The organism is Patescibacteria group bacterium (assembly GCA_028707495.1).
GTDB lineage: Bacteria > Patescibacteriota > Patescibacteriia > UBA2591 > JAQWAS01 > JAQWAS01.
Genome location: JAQWAS010000003.1, coordinates 64,035 through 89,604 on the forward strand (window position 1 = coordinate 64,035; position 25,570 = coordinate 89,604).

Sequence of the window (25,570 nt, forward strand, 5' to 3'; positions counted from 1 at the left end):
ATTAAAAATAAAGAAACAGATGCTTGAGGAAAAAAGAAAGAAAAAAAGTAAGTAGTTTTTTATAAAAAAAGAATGTTTTTCGAGACGTTCTTTTTTTCTTTTCTAAAATTTTTAAATATAGTATAATGTTAATATATAAATTATTTTTTAATTACTAAAATATGAAAAAATTATTATTCGTTTTATTTATGTTGGTTATAGTTTTATCTCTCAGCGGTTGCGGTAAAAAAGTTGAAATTCCAGAGACTGAGGTTTTAATTGACGAAGATTGTCAAGAATTATGTTTAGAAATTAAAGAAACGTGTCCAGAATTAATTGATATTAATGAATGTAAGAATGAGTGTGTTGATTGGCGAGAGGAAACTAAAGAAAGTATTAGAGAAGCTGATAATTGCGAAGAAATATCAGAAATTTTAGAATTTATATCTAAAAATATTTTAGAATCTGAACAGCCAAATTTATCAGAGCCAACTAATGATTGCGAGGCGGCTTGTGGTCATTATGTTACAGCTTGCCTAACTTTAGTTCCCAACGCAACTGAAAGTTTATTTAATGAAGGATATGAATCGTGTTTGGTAGAATGTCGAGCTTGGAATTTAGAAAAGGTTGATTGTATGATTAGCGCTTTTGATTGTGAGGCGATGACAAATGTGTGTGGGCTTTAAATATGATAATATGATAAAAAGAATAAAGCATATGTCTCAAAAAAAACAAAAAATTGATTTATTAACTATTGGCGGTGGGGCATTAGACATCACTTTTTATTCTAATGAGGGGAAAGTTATTAAAACTTCGCAAGATTTAACTCGTCAACAATGGTTGGGTTTTGAATATGGCGCTAAGATTAGTATTAAAGATAGTTGTTTTACTTTTGGTGGCGGGGCAACTAACGTAGCTGTTGGTATTCAAAAATTAGGCTTAAAAACGGCTTGTTTGGTTAGAGTTGGCGACGATGGTTATGGTCAGCAAATTATTCAAAATTTAAAAAAACAGGGGGTGAAAATAGATTGGATTCAAAAAGATAATAAATATGGTAGTGGTTTTTCTTTTATTGTAGCTTTAAAGCAAACTGGAGAGCATGTGGCTTTTCTATATCGCGGAGCAAATAATTATTTACAAGTCACACCAAATGTTTTTAAAAAAATAAGTCCCAGTTGGGTTTTTGTTTCATCATTGAGCGGTGATAATTGGCAAGATATTTTAAAAATAATTTTTAACCCCAAAGAAACATATCAAATAGCTTGGAATCCTGGTAGTCGACAAATTTCTGCTGGTTATAAAAAAATAAAGAAGTATTTAGAAAAAACCTCAGTTTTATTTTTAAATAAAGATGAAGCCATAGAATTGGTTTTATCTCTGGGAGTAAAAACACGAGAGATTGAAAAATTATTTAAAGAATTGTATATTCATGGCTCAAAAATTGTTGTTATTACTGATGGAGAAAATGGCGCTTATGCCTTTGATGGTCGTGAAATTTATTTTCAATCAGTTGCTAAAATTAAAGCTAAAGACACGACTGGTGCTGGAGATGCCTTGGCCTCGGGTTTTTTGAGTCAGTATATTCAGGGTGTAAATTTTAAAAAATCTTTGCAAGCCGGTACGAAAAATAGTTTTTCAGTTTTAAAACAAGTGGGAGCTCAAAACGGATTATTAACTAAAGCAGAATTAAAAATATGAAAATAATTATTGAAGTTTCAGCTCGGCACGCTCATTTATGTCAAAAAGATTTAAACAAGCTTTTTGGCGATGGTTATAAATTGCACAAATTAAAACAATTATCTCAAAAAACAGATTTTACTTGCAAAGAAACAGTCATAATTAAAACGAATCAAAGTGAATTTAAAAACGTCAGAATTATTGGGCCATTACGTGATCAAACGCAGGTTGAAGTTTCGCGAACAGATTCAATTAAACTAGGATTAAATCCGCCATTACGCTTGTCGGGCTATTTAGTGCGCACGCCTGGCGTCACTATAATTGGACCAAAGGGAAGTGTTAAATTAAAGGAGGGAGTAATTATAGCTCAAAGACATATTCATACTGATGTTGAAAATGCTGAAAATTATAATTTAAAAAATGGTCAAGAAGTTTCAGTGATGGTTAATTATAATAATCGTGGTTTAACTTTTCATCATGTTAAAATTAGAGTAGGCTTGGGTTATGTTTTGCGAATGCATATTGACACTGATGAGGGCAATGCAGCTGGGATTGATAAAATCGGAGAGGGAATTATTGTTGAATAAGTTAATTTAATTTTTTAATATTAGTATTTAGGATTTATAAATTTATGGATATATTTTCAATTATTATTATTTTAATTTTAATCGCTGGTTTTACAGCGCTTTTTTGGCAATTTAAAAAAAATCAACAACCAGAGGAAAAACCAGAATCAATGTTATTATTACAAAATCAACTAAGTGAGATGCGCAAAGAAGTTGATGGTAAATTAAGTGAATCAAGTCGTCAAATGCAGAATCAGTTTACCCAAAGTTTAAATGTAATTAAAGGTGTAACTGAAAAGGTGGTTGAGTTGCAGGAAACAAATAAACAAGTTGTGGGTTTCACTGAACAATTAAAAAATTTAGAAAAGGTTTTAACCAATTCAAAGAATCGTGGTTCTTTGGGAGAAGCTGGATTAGAAATGATTTTAAATAATATTTTACCACCCCAAGCTTTTGAAATGCAGTATCACTTTAAAAACGGTGAAGCAGTCGATGCGGTTGTTAAAATTAAAGATAATTTATTGCCAGTTGATGCTAAATTTTCTTTAGAAAATTATCGGCGCATTATTGATGAGACAGATCCGGAAAAGAAAAGTTTATTAGAAAAATCTTTTAAAGATGATTTAAAAAAACGCATTGATGAAACTGCTAAATATATTCGTCCACAAGAGGGGACACTTGATTTTGCTTTTATGTATATTCCAGCTGAAGGAATTTATTATGATTTATTAGTTAATGAGGTAGGTTCAATTAAAGCCAATACGCGTAGTTTAATTGATTATGCGTTTAATGAAAGAAAGGTTGTTATTGTTTCGCCAACGACCTTTGCTGCTTATTTACAAACTGTACTTCAGGGTTTGCGGGCTTTAAAAATAGAAAAAGATGCTAAAGAAATTCAAAAAAATGTTGAAAAATTACAAAAACATCTTTTAGCTTATGATGAGTATTTTAAAAAAGTTGGCAATAATTTAGCGACAACCGTCAATGCTTATAATTCAGCTGACAAGGAATTACAAAAGATTGATAAAGATGTGGTTAAAATCACGGGAGGAGAAAGTCAAGCTGAAATTTTACAACTTGATAAACCTAAATTAAAAGAGGAATAAAAAATAGTTTTAAAACAATAAAAATAAAAAAGGACTCCACCTGGAGTCACTTTTTTCGATTTTTATTTAATGAGCACTAATTTACGACTGGTTGTTGTATTGCCAGTTTGGATTTCGGCATAATATATACCAGAAGGAACTAATTGACCGTTTTGATCGGTCGCATTCCAGACAATTTGTCCTTGTTGATTTGCGTTTTTGAAGGCTTTGATCTTTCGACCACTAACATTGTATATGTCGATAGATATTCCTTGATTGGTTGGAATGGAGTAGGAGATGTAGATTGATGAGTTAAATGGGTTGGGACAGGTATTGACTGAAAATTTTTGTGGTTTAATATTTTGGATTATTCCCGTTTCTGAAGAGAGTTTAACTATCCAACAATCACTATTGCCATGGTTTCCGCTTACATCGCCATTAACGGATCCAGAATAGCCCGTTATAATATAGTTATTATCAGCTACTTGTTGGACAGAATATGCAAAGTCCTCTCCATATCCGCCCAAACAACGTTGCCATTCGATCGAACCTGATGAGTTAAGTTTAAGTAACCAATAATCACTATGACCGTGGTTTCCGCTCACGTCGCCATCGTTGGATCCGGTATAACCTATCACAATATATCCATTATCAGTTGTCTGCCGGATAGATTGCATAAATTCACTATGGCTTCCGCCATAACAACGCTGCCATTCGATCGAACCTGATGAGTTAAGTTTAAGTAACCAATAATCAGTATAACCATGGTTTCCGTTCACGTCGCCATCATTAGAAAAAGTATAACCCGCCACGATGTAGCCCTTGTCATATGTTTGTTGAACAGAGGAGGCTTTATCAATATCACTTCCACCATAACAACGCTGCCATTCGATTAAGCCCAATGAATCGATTTTGACTATCCAACAATCAGTATAACCATGGTTTCCACTCACGTCACCATCATTGGAATTGGAGCTTCCTGATATGATATATCCACCATCACGTGTTTGCTGGATAGAAGATCCATAATCGTGATTACTTCCGCCCAAACAACGTTGCCATTCGATTGAGCCCAATGAATCGATTTTGACCATCCATAAATCATAGGCTCCATGATTACCACTCACGTCACCATCATTAGAAAAAGTATGACCTGCCACGATGTAGCCCTTGTCATGTGTTTGTTGAACAGAGAAGGCTTCATCAATATTACTTCCGCCCAAACAACGCTGCCATTCGATTGAGCCCAATGAATCGATTTTGACTATCCAACAATCAGTATAACCATGGTTTCCACTCACGTCACCATCATTGGAATTGGAGTTTCCTGATATGATATATCCACCATCACATGTTTGTTGGATAGAAGATCCATAATCGCGGTTACTTCCTCCATAACAACGCTGCCATTCGATTGAGCCCAATGAATCGATTTTGACTATCCAACAATCAGTAATGCCGTGATGTCCGCTCACGTCACCATCATTGGAATTGGAGTTTCCTGATATGATATATCCACCATCACATGTTTGTTGGATAGAGGATCCGTTGTCACTATTACTTCCTCCATAACAACGTTGCCATTCGATTGTTGTCTGGGCAAAACACAAGCCCACAAAGGTGAGTAAAAAACTCACCAAGATCAACATCTTTTTCATTTTTCCTCCCAAATTTTTAAGTTGCAATTGACTTTTTGTTTGTGTTATTATCTTAGTACATGTTTATGAACTTGTCAAGGGTAGAGGTGTTATTGCGATGACCCCGCCTCTTGCGAGAGGCGGAGGATGCGGCAATCCCGTTGTTAAATTGTTATTCTGGCAGGTCGCACCTGCCAGCTGGCAATTGATAAAGACGTGATTAAAATAACAGACGGCGAAGGTAATTTTGAAACTTTACAATTAGATAAACCTAAAATAAAAGAAGAGTAATCTAAAAAACAAAATAGAAAATAAAAAAAGGGGCTCCACAAGGAGTCCCTTTCTGGTTGAGGACGATTTATTCGTCCGAAGCTTCAGCATCTTCAAATTCGCCGAGTTTCTGAAGAGTCGTTGTCATAAACTTAGTCTTTGGCGTAGCTAATTCGTAAAGTATAGCCCATTCTTCAAGAGAGGATGCCCTTTCGGCCATTTCTTCTAAAGCTCTTTTTTGGAACCTTGAGCCTTTATTAGAATGTTTGTGTATAAGATGCCATTGTTTAAAGGTTTCCGCTTTCTCGGTCATTCTTCGAAGAGCTAGAGCTATGAGGTCGGCTGCAAGTTGTGAAGATGGATAAATTTTTTCACAAATTATTAACCAATCGTCGAAAGATTTTAGTTTTTTTCTTATTTCATCTTCTGTAATTTTATTAGCTAAATAACGAGCAATTAAAGCTGGAATTTTGCCAATCAATTTTTCCAGAGCTAACACAATATCTCCTTTTTTAAGTTGCGATTGTTTTTTGTTTGTATTGTCATCTTAGCGTTTTGTTGTAAACATGTCAAGAGTTGGGTGAATAGTTTGATCATCCCTTCTGACCGCCGAATCGTTTGCCAGCTGACCCGTCAGTAGACAGGATTCAGCGTTAAACGTTTCTCTCGCCGTCATTCCTGGCTCCCGCCCGCTGGCGGGCAGGTGACCGGGAATCCAGGGTAAAAAATAAGTATTTTATTTTAGAATAAGTATTGTTAAATCTAAAAAGTATTTTTTAAAGCAAAATATCTATTAGCTAACCTTGGATCCCCACTTTCGTGAGGATGACGGAAAGAGAAGTGGGATGACTTTCCTACTCTTGACCTATTTTGAAGCTATGCTATAATATAATTAGCACTCTAAGTAAGAGAGTGCTAAAAGGAAATATAAAATTATGGATCAAGAAAAAATGGCTTTATTGAGCCAAATAATTGCAGAACATATTCACAGCGCCAAACCAGTAGCGTCGCAGTTGATTGTGGATAAGTATGGTTTAAAAATGAGTTCAGCCACAATTCGCAACCGAATGGCTGAATTAGAAGAGGAAGGTTATCTAACTCATCCATATACTTCAGGCGGAAGAATCCCGACCATCAAGGGTTATGATTTTTATATTAAAAATTTGTTAGAAATTAAAAAAATTTCCAGTAAAGAAAAACAAGTTTTGGAAAAAATTAAAACAGATTTTCAAGATCAACGGGAAATTTTAAAAAATTTAGCTAAGGGTTTGGCAGAATTTTCACAGGGTTTAGTCTTTATTGCTTTTAAACCCTTAGATTTTTATTATACTGGTGTCGCTAATTTATTTAGCCAAGTCGAATTTAGAGAATATAATTTAGTTTGTAATTTATCAGAAGTTATTGATCACTTTGATGAAGTTTTAGAAAATATTTTTGATCAGGTCACTGAACAGCCACAAATTTTAATTGGTAATCAAAATCCCTTCGGTGAGGCTTGCGGTACGATTATTACAAAATATAATTTTAATTGCAACGATAGTTTGTTGGGAATTTTAGGGCCGATGCGAATGGATTATGGTAAAAATTTAGGTTTAATTAAATATATCCAAGAGTTAATTAAATAATCTTATGTCAAAAAAAGATAAATTATCAGTAGGGGTAGTGGATAAAGAATTACAACAGCAGATTAATGAATTAAAACAACAAGTCGAAGAAAATTTAAACGGCTGGAAAAGAGCTCAGGCAGATTATCAAAATTTACAAAATGATTTTAATAAACAAAAATCGAGTTTAATCGAATTTGCCAATTTGGGTTTGATTATGGATTTATTGCCAATTTATGATAATTTTTTGAAAGCCATGGAACATCTTCCGGTAGAGCAACAAGCGAGTGATTGGGTGATTGGTATTACCCATATTAAAAATCAATTACAAAATTTATTAAAAGAAAAACAAGTTGAACCGATTCAATCGGTGGGAGAAAAATTTAATCCGGAATTGCACGAAGCGATTGGTCAAGAAGAACACGTGGATTTAGAAGATGAAATTATTGTTAAAGAGATTCAAGCTGGTTATACTTTAAAAAATAAAGTTATTCGTCCAGCTAAGGTGATTGTTAATCAAAAATAAATCGCTGTCATTCTAAAGTGGATCCGCCAGCTGGCGGACGATTCGGCAGGCGGAACGATAGAATCCTGAGGGCAGATCTCTAAAACAATGGGATTCTATCGCTCCATTTCATTCCGCTCCAGAATGACCGGTTTAAAAAGTGTCATCCTGAATTTATTTCAGGATCTGAAATCAGAATAAACGTTTCTTTAAAAAAGACACTCTAAGTGCCAACAGATTCTGAAACATCCTCCGATTTGGCGGACTAGAGTTCAGAATGACAGTTGTTTGTTCAGAATGGCAGTTGTCGGTTCAGGATGACAAGGAGTTATTTTAGGACGACAAAGGGTGGATTTTTAATAATATTTTAATAAATAAAAAAATTAATTTTATTCGAACTAGCTCAAAGACATTTAAAGTCGGAGACTAGCGTCGAATCATGATATCTATGTCAATAATCAAATGGAGGCCCATGTTCCCATTTTGGGATGAGGAAGACAAGCTTTTTGAAGACTTAACTCCAAGTCTTTATTCAAATGCTCAAAATTTTGTGCCAGCCATAGACGTTTATCAGACCAAAGACGATGTCGTGGTTGAAACTGCTTTGAGTGGAGTTAAGCCCGAGGATGTAGAAATTTCAATTGAAAATGATGTTTTAACTATCAAGGGTCAAGCAAAAAAAGAAACTGAAATTGATGAAAAAAATTATTACCGAAAAGAAATGCGCACTGGTAGTTTTCATCGTTCGGTAGTTTTACCAACACATGTTATTTCAGATAAGGCCGAGGCTACGTCCAAAGATGGCGTTTTAAAAATCGCTATTCCTAAAGCGCCTGAAAGCAAAATCAAAACTATCAAAGTTAAAGTAGAAAAAAAATAAATTGTCATTATCCAAGTAATCTCATTTGATGGGATTACTTTGGGCTAGTAAATTAAAATTTAATTTACTAACCCGAAGTAAAATTAACTAATTATTAATTTATAAAAAATATGAGTAAAATTTTAGGTATCGATTTAGGCACGACTAATTCTTGCATGGCGATTGTCGAGGGAGGTAAGCCCAAGGTCTTAGAAAATAAAGAAGGTAATCGCACCACACCTTCAATTGTAGCTATTTCAAAAGCTGGTGATCGTTTAGTTGGTTTATTGGCCAAACGTCAAGCCGTGACTAATCCAGCTAATACGATTTTTTCGGTTAAACGTTTAATTGGTCGTCGTTGGGAAGAAAAGGAAATTCAAGATGATTTAAAATTAATGCCATACAAAATGGTAAAATCAGGTGATGGAGTTAAAGTTGTCATGAATGATAAAGAACATACGCCAGAAGAAATTTCAGCTATGATATTGCAAAAATTAAAAGCTGATGCTGAAGAAAAATTAGGCGAAAAAATAGAAGAAGCGGTAATTACGGTGCCAGCCTATTTTAATGACTCACAACGTCAAGCCACCAAAGACGCCGGTGAAATCGCTGGTCTTAAGGTTAAACGTATTATTAACGAGCCAACCGCTGCGGCCTTAGCTTATGGTTTTGATAAAAATAAAGGCGAACAGGTTGTAGTTTATGATTTGGGTGGAGGCACTTTTGATGTGTCGGTTTTAGATATTGGTGAAAACGTGGTTGAGGTTAAATCAACCTCTGGCGACACGCATTTAGGTGGAGATGATTTTGATCAACGCATTACACAGTATTTAATCGAAGAATTTAAAAAAGAGCAGGGGATTGATTTATCAAAAGATCAGTTGGCTCTACAAAGATTAAAAGAGGCTGCTGAGAAAGCTAAGATTGAATTATCAACTGCGATCAACACGGAAGTTAATTTACCCTTTGTGACATCAGACGCTGAAGGTCCTAAACATTTATTAATTAAAATGACACGGGCTAAACTAGAAGAATTAGTTGGCGATTTAGTTGAAAAGACTTTAGGGCCCTGCAAGAAAGCTTTAGAAGAAGCCGGACTTAAAGTTGAAAATATTGAAGAAGTAATTTTAGTCGGTGGCATGACACGTATGCCTTTGGTTCAAAAAACAGTCAAAGATTTTTTCAAAAAAGAACCCAATATCTCAGTTAATCCAGATGAGGTTGTGGCTATGGGGGCAGCCATTCAAGGCGGAGTTTTTCAAGGCGATGTTAAAGATGTTTTGTTATTAGATGTGACGCCTCTAACTTTAGGCATTGAGACCTTGGGTGGAGTGATGACTCCTTTGATTGAAAAAAATACCACCATTCCAACTTCAAAATCGCAAGTTTTTTCAACCGCAGCTGATAGTCAACCTTCGGTCGAGATTCATATTTTACAAGGTGAAAGACCGATGGCGGGCGATAATCGAAGTTTGGGTAGGTTTATGTTGGATGGTATTCCACCAGCTCCACGTGGCGTGCCTCAAATTGAAGTTAGTTTTGATTTAGATGCCAATGGTATTTTAAATGTTAAAGCTAAAGACAATGGTACTGGCAAAGAACAAACAATTACCATTACAGCATCTTCTAGTTTATCAAAAGATGAAATTGAAAAAATGAAAAAAGAAGCTGACCTGCATGCAGAAGAAGATAAAAATAAAAAAGAATTAATTGATCTAAAAAACACAACTGAAACAGTTATTTTTCAAACAGAAAAAGTTTTGAAAGATAGCGCTGATAAAGTTGAAGAAGTCACTCGTAAAGAAGTCGAAGAAAAATTAGAAGCTTTGAAAAAAGTTAAAGATACTGACAATAAGGATGAAATAAAAAAAGCTTTAGACGACCTAAGTGTGACTGCTCAGAAAATAGGCGAAGCCATGTATAAACAGCAGGCAGAAGAGCAAGCCAAACAATCCGCCCAAGACGGAGATAAAAAAGATGATATTAAGGATGACAAAAAAGAAGATGAACCGGTTGAGGGGGAATTTGAAGAGGTGAAGGATGGGGAGAATAAATAAAAGAGATAAAATAATTAAATTTACCATATGCAAAATCAACAACCACAACCGAATAAACAAATTAAACTAGCCGACAATATTCCGGGTGCGGAATATGCCAACATTATGCAAGTTTCGCACACCAAAGAAGAGTTTATGCTGATGTTTGCCAATATCGCTGGACCATCTGGCAGAGTTGTAAGTAAAGTCATTACTTCGCCTGGCCACATGAAACGTATTGTAGCGGCTTTGCAAGAAAATTTGAAAAAATATGAAGACAGCTTTGGTCAGATAGAAAAAGCTGATTCGCCCAACACTGAAATGGGCTTTGGCGCTCGCGATTAAAATTATAAAAAATAAAAAATATGGAAAACAACCATGAAAAATCTTTTTTAGTTTATCAACCTGAAAATAAAGATTTATCACCAGAAAAAGTGCAATTAGAAATTGAGTCTTTAGGTTTAAATATTCAAGAAATTTTAGAATTAAAAGCACAAACTTTGGAAAACATACAACAAGACACTCAATCTCAAGATTCAATGAACGTTAAAGATCGTAGAGCCAAGCAAGGTGAAAGATTTGTTGATTTTAAAGAAAAAGAAAATATCAGACAAGTAGATTTGGTTGAAACTAAAAAAGGTTTTTATTTTGAATATCGTAATTCAAAGGGCGAAAAACAAGTTGTTTCTGAATCGGAAATGATTACAGATATGGAGTGGGGAGTTTATTATGATTTAAATCATCAAATTGTTTCAAAAGAAATTTATCAAAAATATAATACTTGGCGTGAAAAATATACTCAAGCTTATTTTGATAAATTAGTTCGTGATAAAAAAGATAGACAACTTATTTTACAAAGATTGTTTGTTGACAATGTTGGTCAGCAAGATTTATATTTAGCCCAAGCTTATGAATCATTATTAGAAGGCAAAGATGAACGCAAGGCTGGTTTTGTTTTTGAAAAAATGATTCAATCAACTTTGAAAAAAATTAGCTTAGATCTGGGAGAAGAATGGGGATTAGAATATATTGAAGCTGACGTAGTTGATGATGTAGAATTTAAAACTGACTGTATTTTAAAAATTGAAGATAAGCATCATCGTGCAACTGGGGTTGAAGAGATAAGTTCAGATACAAAACGCAAAGGTATTCAATTAACTCTTAAAAAATCTGGGCAAAAAGAATTTGATGATAAAAAGAGACAAGTCGAAAGCGTTAAAAAGAAATTACATCAGCATGGATTAAGCCAAGAAATGTTGCCGATTGATGATTTAGTTTTATTATCGGTTGATGTAGACAATCCTGAAATTATGGATAAATATAATCAGTGGCAAAAGGATCACCAAAAATCCGGTGGTCCAGAAAAAATATTTAAGCCACAGCGGTTGATGGAAATTTTGTCAGGTATTTTTCAGGATTCGGCCTTGGATTTTAATCAGAACGATGAATTTAAAAAAGTTTTATTAGATTATTTTGATAAACAAGGTTACGGTAAAAATTAAAAATTATTTAAAATAAAAATGGGTAAAGATTATTACAAAATTTTAGGAGTGAATAAAAACGCTTCGCCGGAAGAAATTAAAAAAGCTTTTCGTAAATTAGCGCACGAGTGTCATCCTGATAAACCGGGTGGCGATGAAAAGAGGTTTAAAGAATTAAACGAGGCTTATCAGGTTTTAGGTAATCCGCACAAGCGTCAGCAATATGATCAATTTGGTTCAGCTTTTGAACAAGCTCAATCACATGGCGGGACACACGGTTTTAGGGATTTTCGTGATTTCAGCGCCTATACTGATGCTTTTGGCCAAAATGGCGCTAATTTTAATTTTAACGACATGGAATTTGATTTGGGCGATATTTTATCGTCAGCTTTTGGTTTTTCTGGGTTTGATGGTCAGCGGTCAAGTAATCGGTCTCGTCGAGGCCAAGACATTAAAATAGATTTAACTTTAAATTTCGAAGAAGCAGTTTTTGGAGTAGAAAAGAAAATAAAAATTACTAAAAATATAATTTGTCAGCACTGCCAAGGCAAAGGAGTCGAACCTGGCAGTCAGATGAAAAAATGTTCTCAATGTGGTGGGAGAGGCCAGGTGCGCGTAGCACGTCAAACAATGTTTGGTACTTTTCAAAGCGTGAGCGTTTGTCCAGATTGTCAGGGTAAAGGCGAAGTACCGGAAAAGAAATGTTCAAAGTGTAATGGTTTGGGAATCGTTAAAGACGAATCAGAAATTGAAGTTAAAGTCCCGGCTGGCATTCATCATGGTGAAATTTTAAAATTATCAGGTCAAGGTCAGGCCGGACAACAAAGGGCATCGGCCGGCGATTTATATATTCATATAGCAGTTAAACCTCATACCGATTTTAATCGTCAAGGCGATGATATTCTATCTGAACGAAAAATTAATTTTTCACAAGCAGCTTTGGGTGATAAAATTAAAATTCAAACTTTACATGGAGATGTGATGTTAAAAATTCCGGCTGGCACGCAGAGTGGTAAAATTTTTAAATTAAAAAATAAGGGTGTACCCAAATTGCGTGGTTATGGTAAGGGTGACCATTTGGTTAAAATTATAGTTAAAACTCCAGAAAGTTTAACCAGAGAACAAAAGAAAATTTTTGAAGAATTGCAAAAAATAGAAGAATAGTTTTAATTTATAAAATAAAACTATTTTATGAATAATCAGTCTGACTATCAAATTTATTCCAATTCGCAAGAGGCCTGGCAAGCAATGTATCAGGCTATTTTAAATTCTCAAAAATCAATCTATTGGGAATTATATATTTTTGTTGATGATGAGGCTGGTCAGCCTTTTTTTGATATTTTAGAGCAAAAAGCTCGTCAAGGTTTAGATGTTAAATTAATAGTCGATTCAGCTGGGAGTTTTTGGTTGTCACGCAAAAGAATTCAAAGTTTGAAAAAATCAGGCGTGGATATTCGATTTTTTTATGAAAGTAAAAAATCTTTTTTAAAATTTTGGCGAAGAATAACCAACAGGGATCATCGTAAAATTTTAATTATTGACGAAGAGGTTGGTTTTATCGGCGGAGTTAATATTCAAAAACACATGCGAGAATGGCTGGATATCCAAATTAAAATTGAAGGTAAGGTGGTGCGATCTTTGTTAAGATCTTTTGCTAAATTTTACATTCTATGTGGTGGAGATAAAAAAAATGTTCATCATTTATTAAAGTATAAATTTAGAACTAAAAATAATAAATTTAATTTTGTTTTTGACGATGCCGATTATAAGAAATCTTTTGCTAGAAAAAAATACACTCAAGCCTTATTCAAGGCTCGTAAAAGAGTTATTCTTTTTTCACCTTATTATTTTCCAGATAAAAAATTTTTATATGCGCTTTGGAAAGCGCGTCAGCGAGGAATCAAAATTGATTTATTAATTCCCTTCAGAACTGATGTTAGAATTATTCAATATGCAGCTTATGCCAAGTTTGCTTTTTTAAAAAAAATTGGTGTGAATGTTCATTTAGTTGAAAAAATGATGCATGGTAAAGGCGTAATTAAAGATAATGATTGGGCCATGGTTGGAAGTAGCAATTTAGATCAATCGAGTTTTTATGATAATTATGAAGCTAATCTGGAAATAAAAAATAAGAAAAATATTCAACAACTTAAAAAAACAATTTTAGCTTGGATAAGTTCGGCTAAAAAGCTGGAAGATTTTAATTGGAAAAGAAGGGGAAACTGGCAACGTTTAAAGGAAAAAATCGCTTTTAAACTGTGTCAACTATGGCATATTAAAAAGGGTTAAGGTTGTTGTCTTGGTTTTTTAAAAATAAAAAACAAATTATCTACTTTATCCACTTTTCTATTTTTTTAAAAATGTAGTATAATATATTATTATCAAAACAAAAATATTTTTATATGTTTTTAACACCTATCCTGGCGCAGGCCAATTCAGAAGAATTAGCTGGTTTAGTTGATAAAGTTAATTTAAGCAATCCAAGTTGGGATTTGTTTATTATTTTACTTTTTGTAATTGTGGCTTTTTTCTATGGTATTTCTTTGGGACGTGATCGCGTTCTGGTAATTTTAGTGAGTATTTATATGGCCACGGCGGTCGCTAAATTTATTCCTAATGTTGGGAATATTTCGGCGATGGTAGGAGCTGGCGATCAACAGTTTGTTTTTCAAGTAACCTTTTTTCTAGTCTTGTTTATTATAATGTTTATTTTTTTGTCGCGGTCGGCTTTGTTAAAAACTATTGCTTCATCAGAAAGCCAAACGAATTGGTTTCAGTCAGTAGTTTTTAGTTTTTTACATATCGGATTATTAATTAGTATTACTTTGTCTTTTTTACCAGAGGAGAGTTTAAGTTCTTTATCATATTTAACTAAAAATATTTTTACTAACGAATGGGCGCGTTTGGCTTGGTTGTGTGTGCCAGTTTTATTAATGGCAATCGTTGGCGGCAAAAAGAAAAAACACTCTAAAAAGCGTGATTATGATGATGATGAAAATTATTAAATTATATATTTAAATAAATTTATTTTTTAAATAAAATTTTTTTAAGAGAGGTCTGTAATTGGGATCTTCTTTTTTTTATTGACCTAGATTTTAATTTATGATAGTATGATTAAATATTATTTATATTTATCCACATGTCACAACGTAAAAAAATTTGGTTAAGCTTTGCAGCTATTTTAATTATAGCCCTTTTTTGCGGTGCTGTTGATTATCCCAAATTACCTTGGGATAATAAAGTAGCTAATTGGTTTACCAATCAAAAAGTTCATCTAGGTTTAGACCTGCAAGGCGGAACGCATTTAGTTTATCAAGCTGATGTCAGCAATATCGAATCAGAAGAAAAGGGTTCAGCTGTTGAAGGTGTCAGAGATGTGATTGAACGTCGGGTTAACACTTTTGGCGTTTCTGAGCCAGTCGTTCAAACTAATAAAGTTAAAAATACTTGGCGAATTATTGTAGAATTACCAGGCGTTAAAGACGTTAAACAGGCGATTCAAATGATTGGAGAAACGCCTTTATTAGAATTTAAAGAACAAAAAGACGCACCCGAGGCTGAGGAAAAATTAAAAATTGAGAGTCAAGCACAAGAGATTTTAACTGAAGTCAAAAATAATCCAGCGCAGTTTAATGAAATTGCTCAACGAGTCGCAGATGAAAATTCTGGTATAGAATTTAATGCCGATCAAATAAAATTTAAAGATGAAATAGATGCTTCAATTCGTGATCAGGTTTGGAATATGTATCAAGGACAGATTTCAAAGGTGATTGAGGGTAATTTAGGCTATATGGTTTTAGATCAGAATGTGGTGCCACGCGCGGGTTATTACATTATAAAAATAGACGATAAAAAATATAACATAGAAAGAATTGAAGAAAATCAAGACCAAGAGGTAAAAGCTTCACATATTTTAATTGCCTATCAAGGAGCTGAACGAGCGACAACCGATAGAAGTCAAGAAGAAGCTAAAACTTTAGCTGAGGAATTGTTAGATCGTATAAAAAATAATGGCGAGAATTTAGCTGATTTAGCTAAAGAATATTCAGATTGTAGTAGTGCTGAAATGGGTGGCGACTTGGGATTCTTTGGTAAAGGAACTATGGCGCCGGAATTTGAAGAGGCGGCCTTTAATTTAGAAAAAGATCAAATTTCAGATATAGTTGAAACTAATTTTGGCTATCATATTATTCAAGTGACTGACATTAAAGGCGAGACTGAAACTAAAACTTATGAAGATCAAATCGTTTACAGTTCACTTTTCTTTGGTATTACTTATGATCCTTGGCAAAACACTGGTTTAAGTGGTCAACAATTACAAATCGCACGAGTTGAGTTTGATCCCAATACTGGCGCACCAGAAATAGCTTTAGAATTTAATCAAGAGGGAGCAGATTTATTTGCGGCCATTACCGAACGCAACGTCGGTCAGCCGGTAGCGATTTTCTTAGATGGTCAGGCAATTAGCATTCCAACAGTTAATGAAAAAATTCCTGACGGTAAAGCGGTCATTAGTGGTAAATTTAACATCACTGAAGCTAAATTATTAGCTCAACGTTTAAGTGCTGGTGCTTTGCCAGTACCAATTGAATTAATTTCACAACAAACAGTTGGTGCTTCTTTGGGCCAAGATTCTGTGGCTAAAAGTTTAAAAGCTGGATTGATCGGTTTAATTCTAATTGCTTTGTTTATGATAATTTTATATCGTTGGCCAGGTGTCTTAGCTGTTTTGGCTTTAATTTTATACAGCGTTATAACTTTAGCTGTTTTTGAATTAATTCCCATCACTCTAACCTTAGCTGGAATTGCTGGGTTTATTTTATCTATTGGTATGGCAGTTGATGCTAATGTTTTAATTTTTGAAAGATTAAAAGAAGAGCTTAAAGATGGTAAGCCTTTAGACTTAGCCGTTAAGGATGGTTTTGATCGAGCCTGGACTTCAATTCGTGATGGTAATTTATCAACCTTAATTACTTGTGTAATTTTATATTGGTTTGGTACGAGCATGATTAAGGGCTTTGGTTTAACTTTAGGTCTTGGTGTTGTTTTGAGTATGTTTTCAGCCATTGTCATTACAAAAACATTTTTAAGATTATTTGGTGGTAGGGGTAAAAGATTGTGGTTGTATGGAGTTAAAAATAAACAACAAGATAAAGATTTAGAAATTAATTAATTCCTATGATAAAAATAATTCAAAAAAGAAAAATTTGGTTCAGCCTGTCAATTGTTTTAATAATTTTGAGTATTTTAAGTTTAATTTTTTGGGGTTTGCCATTATCAATCGATTTTAAAGGCGGAAGCTTATTGGAAATTGGCTTCGAAGACGAGCGACCGAGTACCGGTGAAATTAAACAAACCTTAAATGATTTAGGTTTGGGCGAAATTCAGGTTCAACCAACAGGAGAGCAGGATATGATTTTAAGAATGTCAATTGCAACCGAAGATGATCATCAAAGGGTAATTGAGAAAATAAATCAAACCTATCAAGGAGTTGAAGAAAAACGTTTCGAATCAGTTGGTCCAATTATCGGTTCCGAATTAAAACAAAAAGCTATTTATGCTTTAATTGTCGCTGCGATTTGTATTATTTTATATATTGCTTGGGCATTCAGACGCGTGTCTAAACCGGTGGCTTCATGGAAGTTTGGTATAGTTGCTATCATAGCTTTAGCGCATGATATTTTAATTACTTTGGGCGTAATTTCCATTATTGCCCATTTTTCAACTGGCATAGAGATTGGCGTGGCTTTTATTGCGGCTTTATTAACTATTTTAGGTTATTCGGTTAATGACACGATCGTAGTTTTTGATCGTACGCGTGAGAATTTATTAAAACACTATGGTGAAGATTTTGAAGAAACAGTCAATATGAGTGTTAACCAGACCATTACACGTTCGGTCAATACTTCAATTACAACTTTATTGGCTTTATTAGCAATTTATATTTTTGGTGGAGAGTCAATTAAATATTTTGCTTTAACTTTGATTGTTGGTATTATTTCAGGTACTTATTCTTCAATTTTCTTAGCTAGTCCGTTGGTTGTGGTTTGGGAGAAGATGAGAAATAGAGGCATTTAAACATACAAAAATTTAAACATATAGAAGGCGACATTCTGGAATGTCGCCTTTATTAATATTATTTTCATATTGACAAGATTTTTATATATGTTACTATAAAGATAATGATTTTATTCATTGAAAAAACAAATTTTCTAAAGGAGGAAAAATGGACGCTGAAGAAGCATTGAAAACAATTGACGCTTGGTGGGAATTTGGCGCTGACCGCCCCCCAGAAGAAATTACGCTAGAGGCCTGTAAAGTAATAATGACAACCTTTTCAGAGCGAAGTCCTGAATATGAAAGAGCAAAAAAAACAGCGTGTAAAATTCGAACTCATCCAAGTAAAATGTTAACCAGGGCAACTTTTGGAAAGGTTCGCTGTCCTTAAGTGTTAAAATTTCAAAACACGAATAAGCTCCTTGTTGTACAAGGGGCTTTTTTATTTTTAGAAGGCCACACCGTTTTTACAATGTAATTCTGAGTTGTAGCTATCATCCCGAATTTATTTCAGGATCTTTAATTAAGCTAAACGTTTCTTGCTAGGACAAAGTACAAAGTATCAATAGATTCTGAAACAAATTCAGAATGACACAGATAGGCGTATATTTTTTAAAATAAAAAAAGACTTTTCCATAGAAAAGTTAGTAGCAGTTAACACTGGATTCCCGCCTATGCGGGAATGACAGTCTTATCATTTTCTCGTCACATCACTGCCATCGGGCGTATCTTTAACCTGCCAGCCGAGTTGGTCAAGTTTATCACGCAATTCATCAGCTTGGTCCCAGTTTTTATTTTTGCGAGCTTCTTGGCGTTCCTTAACTAAATCTAAAATTTCTCTAGGAATATCAATGTCGGTTTGGAGATTTTTAGCAATTTCTAAACCCAAAACATGATCTAGATTAAAAATAAATTCTTCAATTAATTTTGCAGCTTTATGATTTAAATCTAATTTATTAATTTGATTAATAAAATTAAAAACAACCGCCAAACCTTCAGACATATTTAAATCATCATCCAGCGCTGAAATAAATTTTCGATTGGTTTGGCTGATGATTTTTTTAATTTCTTGAATATTCGACTTATTTTGATTAGCATTATTTTTAATTTGGCAAATTTGATTAGTAAAATTATCAATTTTATCAATGGCTTTTTGACTAGCTTCTAGGGCTTGAAAAGTAAAATTTAATTGTTGGCGATAGTGAGTTGAAATTAATAAATAACGAATTGCTCGGCTAGTATAATTTTTATTTAATAAATCTTTCAAGGTATAAAAATTACCTAAAGATTTAGACATTTTTTCACCCTCAACAATTAAATGTTTGACGTGTAGCCAATATTTAACCCATTTTTTACCAGTTGAAGCTTCGGATTGGGCGATTTCACATTCATGATGAGGAAATTTATTATCTTCGCCACCAGTATGAATATCAAATTGTTCGCCTAAATACTTAATTGACATGGCTGAGCATTCTAAATGCCAACCCGGATAACCATGGTCATTCCAGGGGCTTTTCCAAAACATAATATGTTTAGGATCATAAATCCACAAAGCAAAATCCCAAGGATTTTTTTTATCAGGATTAACTTCAATTCTTTTACCAGCTTGGAGTTGTTTTAAAGTATTGCCAGAGAGTTTGCCGTATTTTTTAAATTTAGTTACATCAAAATAAACAGATTGGTTTGATTCATAAGCATAACCTTTGTCAACTAGAGTTTCAACCAATTTAATCATTTCCGGAATGTGTTGTGAGGCGCGGGGATATTCAGTCGCTGGTTGAATATTTAATTTTTCAATATCATCGAAAAAAGCTTTTTCGTAAAAAGTCGCAATCTCTTGGGGTGTCTTTTTTTCTTTTTGGGCACTAGTTTCTAATTTATCATCACCGGTTTCAGCATCAGCTACCATATGACCCACGTCGGTAATATTCATTACTTGTTGGACTTGATAGCCTTTAAATTCTAAATAACGTTTTAAGACATCAGCAAACAAAAAAGATCTCAGATTGCCGAGATGAATATAATTATAAACCGTCGGTCCGCAATTGTACATGCGAACGTGTTTTGATTCTAGAGATTTAAAAACCTCTTTTTTGTTGGTTAAACTATTAAATAATTTTAAAGCCATTTTTTGTGTTTAAAAACAGAAAACATAATTAAGGTGCCCAGAATCATAATACTTACGACAGCCCAAAAACCGAAAGGTGAATCAACAAAGGGCATACCACCCAAGGTATTCATACCAAAAATGGCAGCCAATAAAGTTAAAGGAAAAACAATAACTGAAAAGATAGTCAAAGTCTTCATGATAGTGTTGAGACGATTAGACAACATGGATTCGTTAGTTGAATAGAGCGCTTCAATGGTTTCTTTGTAGTTTTCTAAATATTCCCAAATTTCTTTGGTGTGTTCGATTAAGTTTTTGAAATAGATATCAATTTTTTGGTCGATAATGAAAATGTTGGTTGAACGGTCGATTAATTTTTTAATTACAGTTTTGTGTGATTGCATGGTTTTACGAAAATTAATCGTATTGCGTCGGACATTAAAAATATTATTTAAAATAGTTTTTTGTTGACCGGAAAAGATGTTTTTCTCAATTTCATCCAAATCTAAATTAATATGATTTAAAATTGGATAACAATAGACGATTAAATTATGTAAAATTTCATAGAGTAGGGTAGCGGGGTTGGTGGATAATAAATTATTTTTTAATTCAGTATTTTTTTGACAATTATTAAATAATTCTATAACTGGTGTTAAATCGTTATTATGCACAGTCACAATAAAATTTTTACCGATAAAAAAGTCAATTTCCGCTGCACGGAGGGCCTGCTCTTGGCGATTGTAAACTGGAAATTGTAGAATCATAAATAAGTAGTCAGGACGTTCTAAAAGTTTAGGGCGTTGAAGTGGAGGTAAACAATCTTTTAAATCTAATGGATGAAAATTAAATTCTTTTTTTAGAAATTCCATTTGGGGTTTGCCACAAAAATTAATATCAACCCAGGTAAAATTTTGGTTAGTCAATTGTTTGACCTTTTTAGGTAAAATAGACATATTTTTATTTTATTGATAATAATTTATTATAACATAAAAACATTTAAATATACAAACATTTAAACATTTAAACATTTAAACATAAAGACATTTAAATATAATATTAATACACTAATTAATGCCAATAATGCAAATGATTCATATTAGTATCGTTGTGGGTTAGTCGGTAGACTGATGAAGTAATTTTATAAAATAGTATTTGGCCACCAATTTACTGAATTGCTTCGCTACGTTTGCAATAACACTGTAAAATGTTTGTCTATACACATTAAATATAGTATAATATAGACATATCAATTTAAACTTAAAAATATGCTAGAAGCTAGTTTAAAGAATAAAAAAGAATCACCCGAAGAAGAGGTTATTTTAGATTTACAAGAAGAAAAAAATAAAACACCTGAAATTCCTAAAGACAAAGAAAGCCGGGAAGAAGTTGAAATTCCGAAAGAAACACCACAACTCGAAAAAGAGATTATTGGTCAAGAACAGGATTTGCCAGGCTATAGCGCGCCTCAAATTCAGACTCCAAAGGTTTCGGATTTACCACCCAAAAGTGAGACTTTAATCAAAATAGAAAAGATTTTATCCGAAGATTTAGAGGATATTTATGCGTCATTAGATAAGCCCACTCAAGAAAAATTTAAACAGGCTGGAGAAGAAACTGCTTATAAAATTGAAAAAATCTTAGGTTCAGTTAAAATTAAAATCAAAGAAATTATCAAATTAATTTTAGAGTGGCTCAAAATTTTGCCTGGGGTTAACAAATTTTTTATTAAAAAACAGGCCAAGATTAAAACAGAAAAAATATTAAATTTAGCATCCAAAGACAAGCAAAAATAAAAATATGTGGTTATTACAAACATCTGTACAAATTGATTTAACGCAAGTGCCTAGTGTAGGCCAAGATGTCTCATCGTCCTTGGTGATGTTTATTTTTTTAATAATTTTTGGAATTTTTGTTTTGTTTATAGCATGGTTAATTTTAAAAAAGATTTTAACGCGAATGTATGGCTGGTCGGCAATATTTAAAAGGGTTTATCTATTAGTAACTGTACCAAAAGATAAAGATAATAAAGAAGAGGGGCAAAAAGAAATGCAAGATATTTTAGCGGTGGCGGAGGCTTTGTATTCAACTCTGGGCGGTTTGGCGCCAGCAGTTAATTTCCAAAGTAGAATTTTAGGACGGCAAGATCATTTTAGTTTTGAAATTGTAGCTGATCGCGAAGGTTTGATTTCATTCTATGTGGTTGTGCCAAAGTATTTACAACAATTTTTTGAACAACAAATTCACGCTCAATATCACAATGCTCAAATTGAAGAAGTTGATGACTATAATATTTTTCATGAAAAAGGTCAGGTGGCTGGGGCTTATTTAAAATTAACCAAAAATTCTATTTTTCCTCTAAAAACTTATACTCAAACCGGAGCAGATCCCTTAAATGCTTTAACAAATGTGATGAGTAAATTTGACCCGTCAGATGGCGCAGTTATTCAAATTGTGGCTCGTTCAGCTCATAAATCCTGGCATCAATTGGGTGCTAAATTAGCTTCCAAAATTCAACAAGGCAAAAGTTTAAAACAAGCCAAAAAAGAGGTTATGGGGAATCCAATTCTAAGAACAGTTGGTGATTTGAGTGATTATTTATGGCCACAGAAAAAAGAGGATAAAATGCAAGATCCTAAAAAAGAATATCGTTTGTCGCCCATGGAAGAAGAAACAGTTAAAGCTTTAGAAAATAAAACTAGCAAAGCCGGTTTTGACGTGAATATTCGAGTGATTGTTTCATCTAGTACTTTAGAAAAAGCTAAGGCTGATTTGCATAATATTTTAGACTCTTTTTCTCAATATACGGGTTATGAATATGGTAATGGTTTTAAGGCCATCAACGTTTCTGGTAAAAACCTAGATCAAATAGTGGAAGATTATATTTATCGAAATTTCAATGAAAAAAATAAAATGATTTTAAACACCGAAGAGATGACCAGTTTATATCATTTTCCTTTGCCGACCACCGAAACACCAAACATTCGTTGGCTATTAGCTACAAAATGTCCACCACCAGCCAATTTACCTAATGAAGGTTTGATTTTAGGTGAGAGTGTCTATCGAGGTCAAAAAAAATTAATTAAACTACAAGAAGCCGATCGGCGTCGACATTTATACATTATCGGTATGACGGGTGTTGGTAAATCTGTTTTTATCTCTAATTTAGCTATTCAAGATATTCAAAATGGTAAAGGTGTCTGTGTGATTGATCCACATGGTGACTTAATTGAAGATATTTTACCGCACATACCCAAAGAACGGATTGAAGATGTGATTGTTTTTAATCCATCAGATATTGAACGGCCAATAGGTTTAAATATGCTAGAGGGTAAAACTGAAGAAGAGCGTGATTTTGCTACTCAAGAAATGATAGCTATTTTTTATAAATTATTCCCGCCAGAAATGATTGGGCCAATGTTTGAACATAATATGCGCAACGTCATGTTGACTTTAATGTCAGACGAACAACAGCCTGGTACAATTGCTGAAATTCCACGCATGTTTTCGGATAATGATTTTCAAAAACAATGGGTAGCTAAAGTTAAAGATCCAGTCGTGCGATCTTTTTGGGAAAAAGAAATGGCTAAAACCTCAGATTTTCATAAATCAGAAATGTTGGGCTATTTAATTTCTAAAGTTGGACGGTTTGTAGAAAACGCGATGATACGAAATATTATTGGTCAAAGTCACTCAGGTTTTAATTTAAAAGATGTTATGGATCAGCAAAAGATTTTGTTGGTTAATTTATCTAAAGGTACAACCGGCGAAGTTAATAGTAATTTGTTGGGTTTAATTATTGTATCAAAATTACAAATGGCGGCTTTGGCACGAGCTAATATATCAGAGAGTGAAAGAAAAGATTTTTATTTATATATTGATGAGTTCCAAAATTTTATTACCGATTCAATTGCCACTATTTTAGCTGAAGCGCGTAAATACCGTTTAAATTTAACCATTGCGCATCAGTATATTGGTCAATTAGTTCAAAATCAGGACGCAAAAATTCGTGACGCTGTTTTTGGTAATGTTGGTACAATCGTCAATTTTAGAATTGGTGTTGATGATGCTGAAACTATGGCTAAGCAATTAGCGCCAGTGTGTTCAGAAAATGATGTAATAAATTTAGAAAGATATAATGCTTACGTACGTTTATTAATTGATAATCAAGCTTCGCGAGCTTTCAATATGCATTGTTTTCCACCACCCAGTGATGGTAATGTTAAAATAGCTCAGGCGATTAAAGATTTATCACGCTTGAAATATGGTCGTGATCGCCAAACTGTTGAAAGAGAAATTTTAGAGCGTTCGCAATTGGGTGGTAGTAGCGCACAACAGGGACCGCTGGTTGCTGAGCGCACTCTGTAATTTTTAAAATAATATGTTGGTCAATTTTTTACTAACAGCTATTTTACTGTTTCAAATTTATTCGCCGACAATTTCAGTCGACAAATTAAATACCACCCTTGAGAGTGGTCATTTTTCTATTAACCAAAAAGATGTAATTTTTCCCCGCCAAAAACTAGCTAGCCAAAGCTTGGGCTTAAAATTAAACGCTTGGTCGGCTATTGTTGTCGATCAAACTACGGGTAAAATTTTATTTGAAAAAAATAGTCAAGAAAAACATTCTTTAGCTAGTATTACTAAATTGATGGCCATGGTTGTTTTTTTAGAAACTCAGCCTGATTGGTCGCAGGTTATTACTATGCAAGCCCAAGATCAGGCTGAGGGTGCGGCCGTTTTTGTAAATAATGGCGAAGAGTTGAAAGTAGAAGATTTGTTTTATAGTGCCTTAGTGGGGTCAGCCAATAATGCGGTAAAAGCTTTGGTTAGGTCAACCGGTTTAAGCTCAGATGAATTTGTTAATCGGATGAATATCAAAGCTAAACAATTAGGTTTAAATCAAACTCATTTTAGTGATCCAACTGGTTTAAATCCATCTAACCAATCTACAGCTTATGATATCGCAGTTTTAACGCGTTATGCCTTTCAACAACCCAAAATTCTCCAAGCAGTATTGCTAGATAAATATTCTTTCAGGACAGTCGATCAAAATGTTTTACATACAATTAAAAATACCGATGAACTGATTGATAGTTTTTTAAATGATGGTCAAAATTTTAAATTAATTGGTGGCAAAACTGGTTTTTTAAATGAAGCTGGTTATTGTTTAACGACTCAAGTCCAAGACCACAGCGGACACGATTTAATAATTGTTTTGTTGGGAAATCGGTCGAGCGCAGAACGTTTTCGTGAAATGAAGGGGCTAGCTTGGTGGACCTTTGAAAATTTTGAGTGGGAATAAAAAAAGACCGTATATTTCAACGGTCTTTCGGTTGAAGTTATTCGTAGGGCATGATCGAACCTTTTTCTACGTACCTTTTTGTTTTTTGATAGAAAATCGTTATGACGAGAATGGGGACACCAAGCTTACTAGTGCCCACACTTTGTAATACAGAAATGATTTTAATTATAGTATTTTCATTTTTACCCTCCTCTTCAATCCATAAGTTTATTTTTTCTTCGACCTCTTCGGCAATAGTACCTATTGCTCCAGTTCCTGTAAATATTTTTAACATTTTCACCTCCTTTCTCGCCTCATTTCTTTTTTGTTATTAAGTTACTACTTACATTTTAATATAAATTTTATTTCTTGTCAAGAGCTAGTGGTTCATATTATAAAATAAATACTAGTTTTAAAAATTAATTT

24 protein-coding genes are annotated in these 25,570 nt (G+C 33.5%); 19 read left to right on the forward strand and 5 right to left on the reverse strand.

Annotation, left to right across the window (positions count from 1 at the left end):
* Positions 1-161: 161 nt before the first annotated feature.
* From PHS07_01735 to PHS07_01750, 4 genes are read left to right on the forward strand one after another with little or no spacing between them, the layout of a single operon-like run.
* A complete protein-coding gene (locus PHS07_01735; GenBank protein MDD4607047.1) occupies positions 162-665 on the forward strand; it encodes a hypothetical protein in 504 nt (167 codons plus the stop codon).
* Positions 666-696: 31 nt separating this feature from the next.
* Positions 697-1,677 carry a carbohydrate kinase family protein gene (locus tag PHS07_01740; GenBank protein MDD4607048.1) on the forward strand — a complete coding sequence of 327 codons (981 nt, stop codon included), beginning with the start codon at positions 697-699 and terminating at the stop codon, positions 1,675-1,677.
* Positions 1,674-2,243 (forward strand): phosphate propanoyltransferase, encoded by a 570-nt coding sequence (pduL, locus tag PHS07_01745; protein MDD4607049.1) that lies wholly within the window; start codon positions 1,674-1,676, stop codon positions 2,241-2,243. The genes PHS07_01740 and pduL overlap by 4 nt, the downstream gene beginning before the upstream one ends.
* A gap of 44 nt (positions 2,244-2,287) precedes the next feature.
* Positions 2,288-3,328 (forward strand): DNA recombination protein RmuC, encoded by a 1,041-nt coding sequence (locus PHS07_01750; GenBank protein MDD4607050.1) that lies wholly within the window; start codon positions 2,288-2,290, stop codon positions 3,326-3,328.
* 62 nt (positions 3,329-3,390) lie between these two features.
* Here the strand turns inward: PHS07_01750 and PHS07_01755 are convergent, their stop codons facing one another.
* Both PHS07_01755 and PHS07_01760 read right to left on the reverse strand, forming a co-directional pair.
* On the reverse strand, positions 3,391-4,965 hold the full coding sequence (locus PHS07_01755) for a T9SS type A sorting domain-containing protein (GenBank protein ID MDD4607051.1): 1,575 nt from the start codon (positions 4,963-4,965) through the stop codon (positions 3,391-3,393).
* Between the two features lie 337 nt (positions 4,966-5,302).
* Entirely contained in the window at positions 5,303-5,713 is a 411-nt protein-coding gene (locus PHS07_01760) for a hypothetical protein (GenBank protein ID MDD4607052.1), read from the reverse strand.
* Positions 5,714-6,149: 436 nt separating this feature from the next.
* On the opposite strand from PHS07_01760, the gene PHS07_01765 reads away from it, so the two are divergent.
* From PHS07_01765 to PHS07_01820, 12 genes are all read left to right on the forward strand, one after another.
* A complete protein-coding gene (locus PHS07_01765) occupies positions 6,150-6,839 on the forward strand; it encodes a hypothetical protein (GenBank protein MDD4607053.1) in 690 nt (229 codons plus the stop codon).
* A 4-nt stretch (positions 6,840-6,843) separates the two neighbouring features.
* The gene (locus tag PHS07_01770) at positions 6,844-7,344 is read left to right on the forward strand and encodes a nucleotide exchange factor GrpE (GenBank protein ID MDD4607054.1); all 501 of its coding nucleotides are present in this window, start codon (positions 6,844-6,846) and stop codon (positions 7,342-7,344) included.
* A gap of 451 nt (positions 7,345-7,795) precedes the next feature.
* Entirely contained in the window at positions 7,796-8,203 is a 408-nt protein-coding gene (locus PHS07_01775; GenBank protein MDD4607055.1) for an Hsp20/alpha crystallin family protein, read from the forward strand.
* Positions 8,204-8,313: 110 nt separating this feature from the next.
* Entirely contained in the window at positions 8,314-10,239 is a 1,926-nt protein-coding gene (dnaK, locus tag PHS07_01780; protein MDD4607056.1) for a molecular chaperone DnaK, read from the forward strand.
* Between the two features lie 27 nt (positions 10,240-10,266).
* A complete protein-coding gene (locus PHS07_01785) occupies positions 10,267-10,563 on the forward strand; it encodes a DUF3467 domain-containing protein (GenBank protein ID MDD4607057.1) in 297 nt (98 codons plus the stop codon).
* Positions 10,564-10,583: 20 nt separating this feature from the next.
* On the forward strand, positions 10,584-11,720 hold the full coding sequence (locus PHS07_01790; GenBank protein ID MDD4607058.1) for a hypothetical protein: 1,137 nt from the start codon (positions 10,584-10,586) through the stop codon (positions 11,718-11,720).
* An 18-nt stretch (positions 11,721-11,738) separates the two neighbouring features.
* Positions 11,739-12,863 (forward strand): molecular chaperone DnaJ, encoded by a 1,125-nt coding sequence (gene dnaJ / locus PHS07_01795; GenBank protein ID MDD4607059.1) that lies wholly within the window; start codon positions 11,739-11,741, stop codon positions 12,861-12,863.
* Positions 12,864-12,890: 27 nt separating this feature from the next.
* Positions 12,891-13,988, forward strand: a complete 1,098-nt coding sequence (locus PHS07_01800) for a phospholipase D-like domain-containing protein (protein ID MDD4607060.1) — start codon at positions 12,891-12,893, stop codon at positions 13,986-13,988.
* A 113-nt stretch (positions 13,989-14,101) separates the two neighbouring features.
* On the forward strand, positions 14,102-14,704 hold the full coding sequence (locus PHS07_01805) for a hypothetical protein (protein ID MDD4607061.1): 603 nt from the start codon (positions 14,102-14,104) through the stop codon (positions 14,702-14,704).
* 134 nt (positions 14,705-14,838) lie between these two features.
* Positions 14,839-16,872: a protein translocase subunit SecD gene (gene secD, locus PHS07_01810; protein ID MDD4607062.1), complete on the forward strand. Its 2,034-nt coding sequence runs from the start codon at positions 14,839-14,841 to the stop codon at positions 16,870-16,872.
* Positions 16,873-16,877: 5 nt separating this feature from the next.
* Entirely contained in the window at positions 16,878-17,777 is a 900-nt protein-coding gene (secF, locus tag PHS07_01815) for a protein translocase subunit SecF (GenBank protein ID MDD4607063.1), read from the forward strand.
* 148 nt (positions 17,778-17,925) lie between these two features.
* Positions 17,926-18,147: a hypothetical protein gene (locus tag PHS07_01820; GenBank protein ID MDD4607064.1), complete on the forward strand. Its 222-nt coding sequence runs from the start codon at positions 17,926-17,928 to the stop codon at positions 18,145-18,147.
* A 303-nt stretch (positions 18,148-18,450) separates the two neighbouring features.
* On the opposite strand, the gene cysS is transcribed toward PHS07_01820, so the two are convergent.
* Positions 18,451-19,884: a cysteine--tRNA ligase gene (gene cysS, locus PHS07_01825; protein MDD4607065.1), complete on the reverse strand. Its 1,434-nt coding sequence runs from the start codon at positions 19,882-19,884 to the stop codon at positions 18,451-18,453.
* Positions 19,875-20,816: a magnesium transporter CorA family protein gene (locus tag PHS07_01830; protein ID MDD4607066.1), complete on the reverse strand. Its 942-nt coding sequence runs from the start codon at positions 20,814-20,816 to the stop codon at positions 19,875-19,877. Before PHS07_01830 ends, cysS begins: the two co-directional genes overlap by 10 nt.
* Before the next feature lie 312 nt (positions 20,817-21,128).
* Between PHS07_01830 and PHS07_01835 the strand changes: the two genes are divergently transcribed.
* The 3 genes from PHS07_01835 to PHS07_01845 are packed head-to-tail and all read left to right on the forward strand — an operon-like array spanning position 21,129 to position 25,165.
* Positions 21,129-21,656 (forward strand): hypothetical protein, encoded by a 528-nt coding sequence (locus tag PHS07_01835; protein MDD4607067.1) that lies wholly within the window; start codon positions 21,129-21,131, stop codon positions 21,654-21,656.
* Between the two features lie 4 nt (positions 21,657-21,660).
* Positions 21,661-24,228 carry a type IV secretion system DNA-binding domain-containing protein gene (locus tag PHS07_01840; protein MDD4607068.1) on the forward strand — a complete coding sequence of 856 codons (2,568 nt, stop codon included), beginning with the start codon at positions 21,661-21,663 and terminating at the stop codon, positions 24,226-24,228.
* A 13-nt stretch (positions 24,229-24,241) separates the two neighbouring features.
* Entirely contained in the window at positions 24,242-25,165 is a 924-nt protein-coding gene (locus PHS07_01845; protein ID MDD4607069.1) for a serine hydrolase, read from the forward strand.
* 37 nt (positions 25,166-25,202) lie between these two features.
* On the opposite strand, the gene PHS07_01850 is transcribed toward PHS07_01845, so the two are convergent.
* Positions 25,203-25,439: a hypothetical protein gene (locus tag PHS07_01850; GenBank protein ID MDD4607070.1), complete on the reverse strand. Its 237-nt coding sequence runs from the start codon at positions 25,437-25,439 to the stop codon at positions 25,203-25,205.
* Between the last annotated feature and the right edge of the window lie 131 nt (positions 25,440-25,570).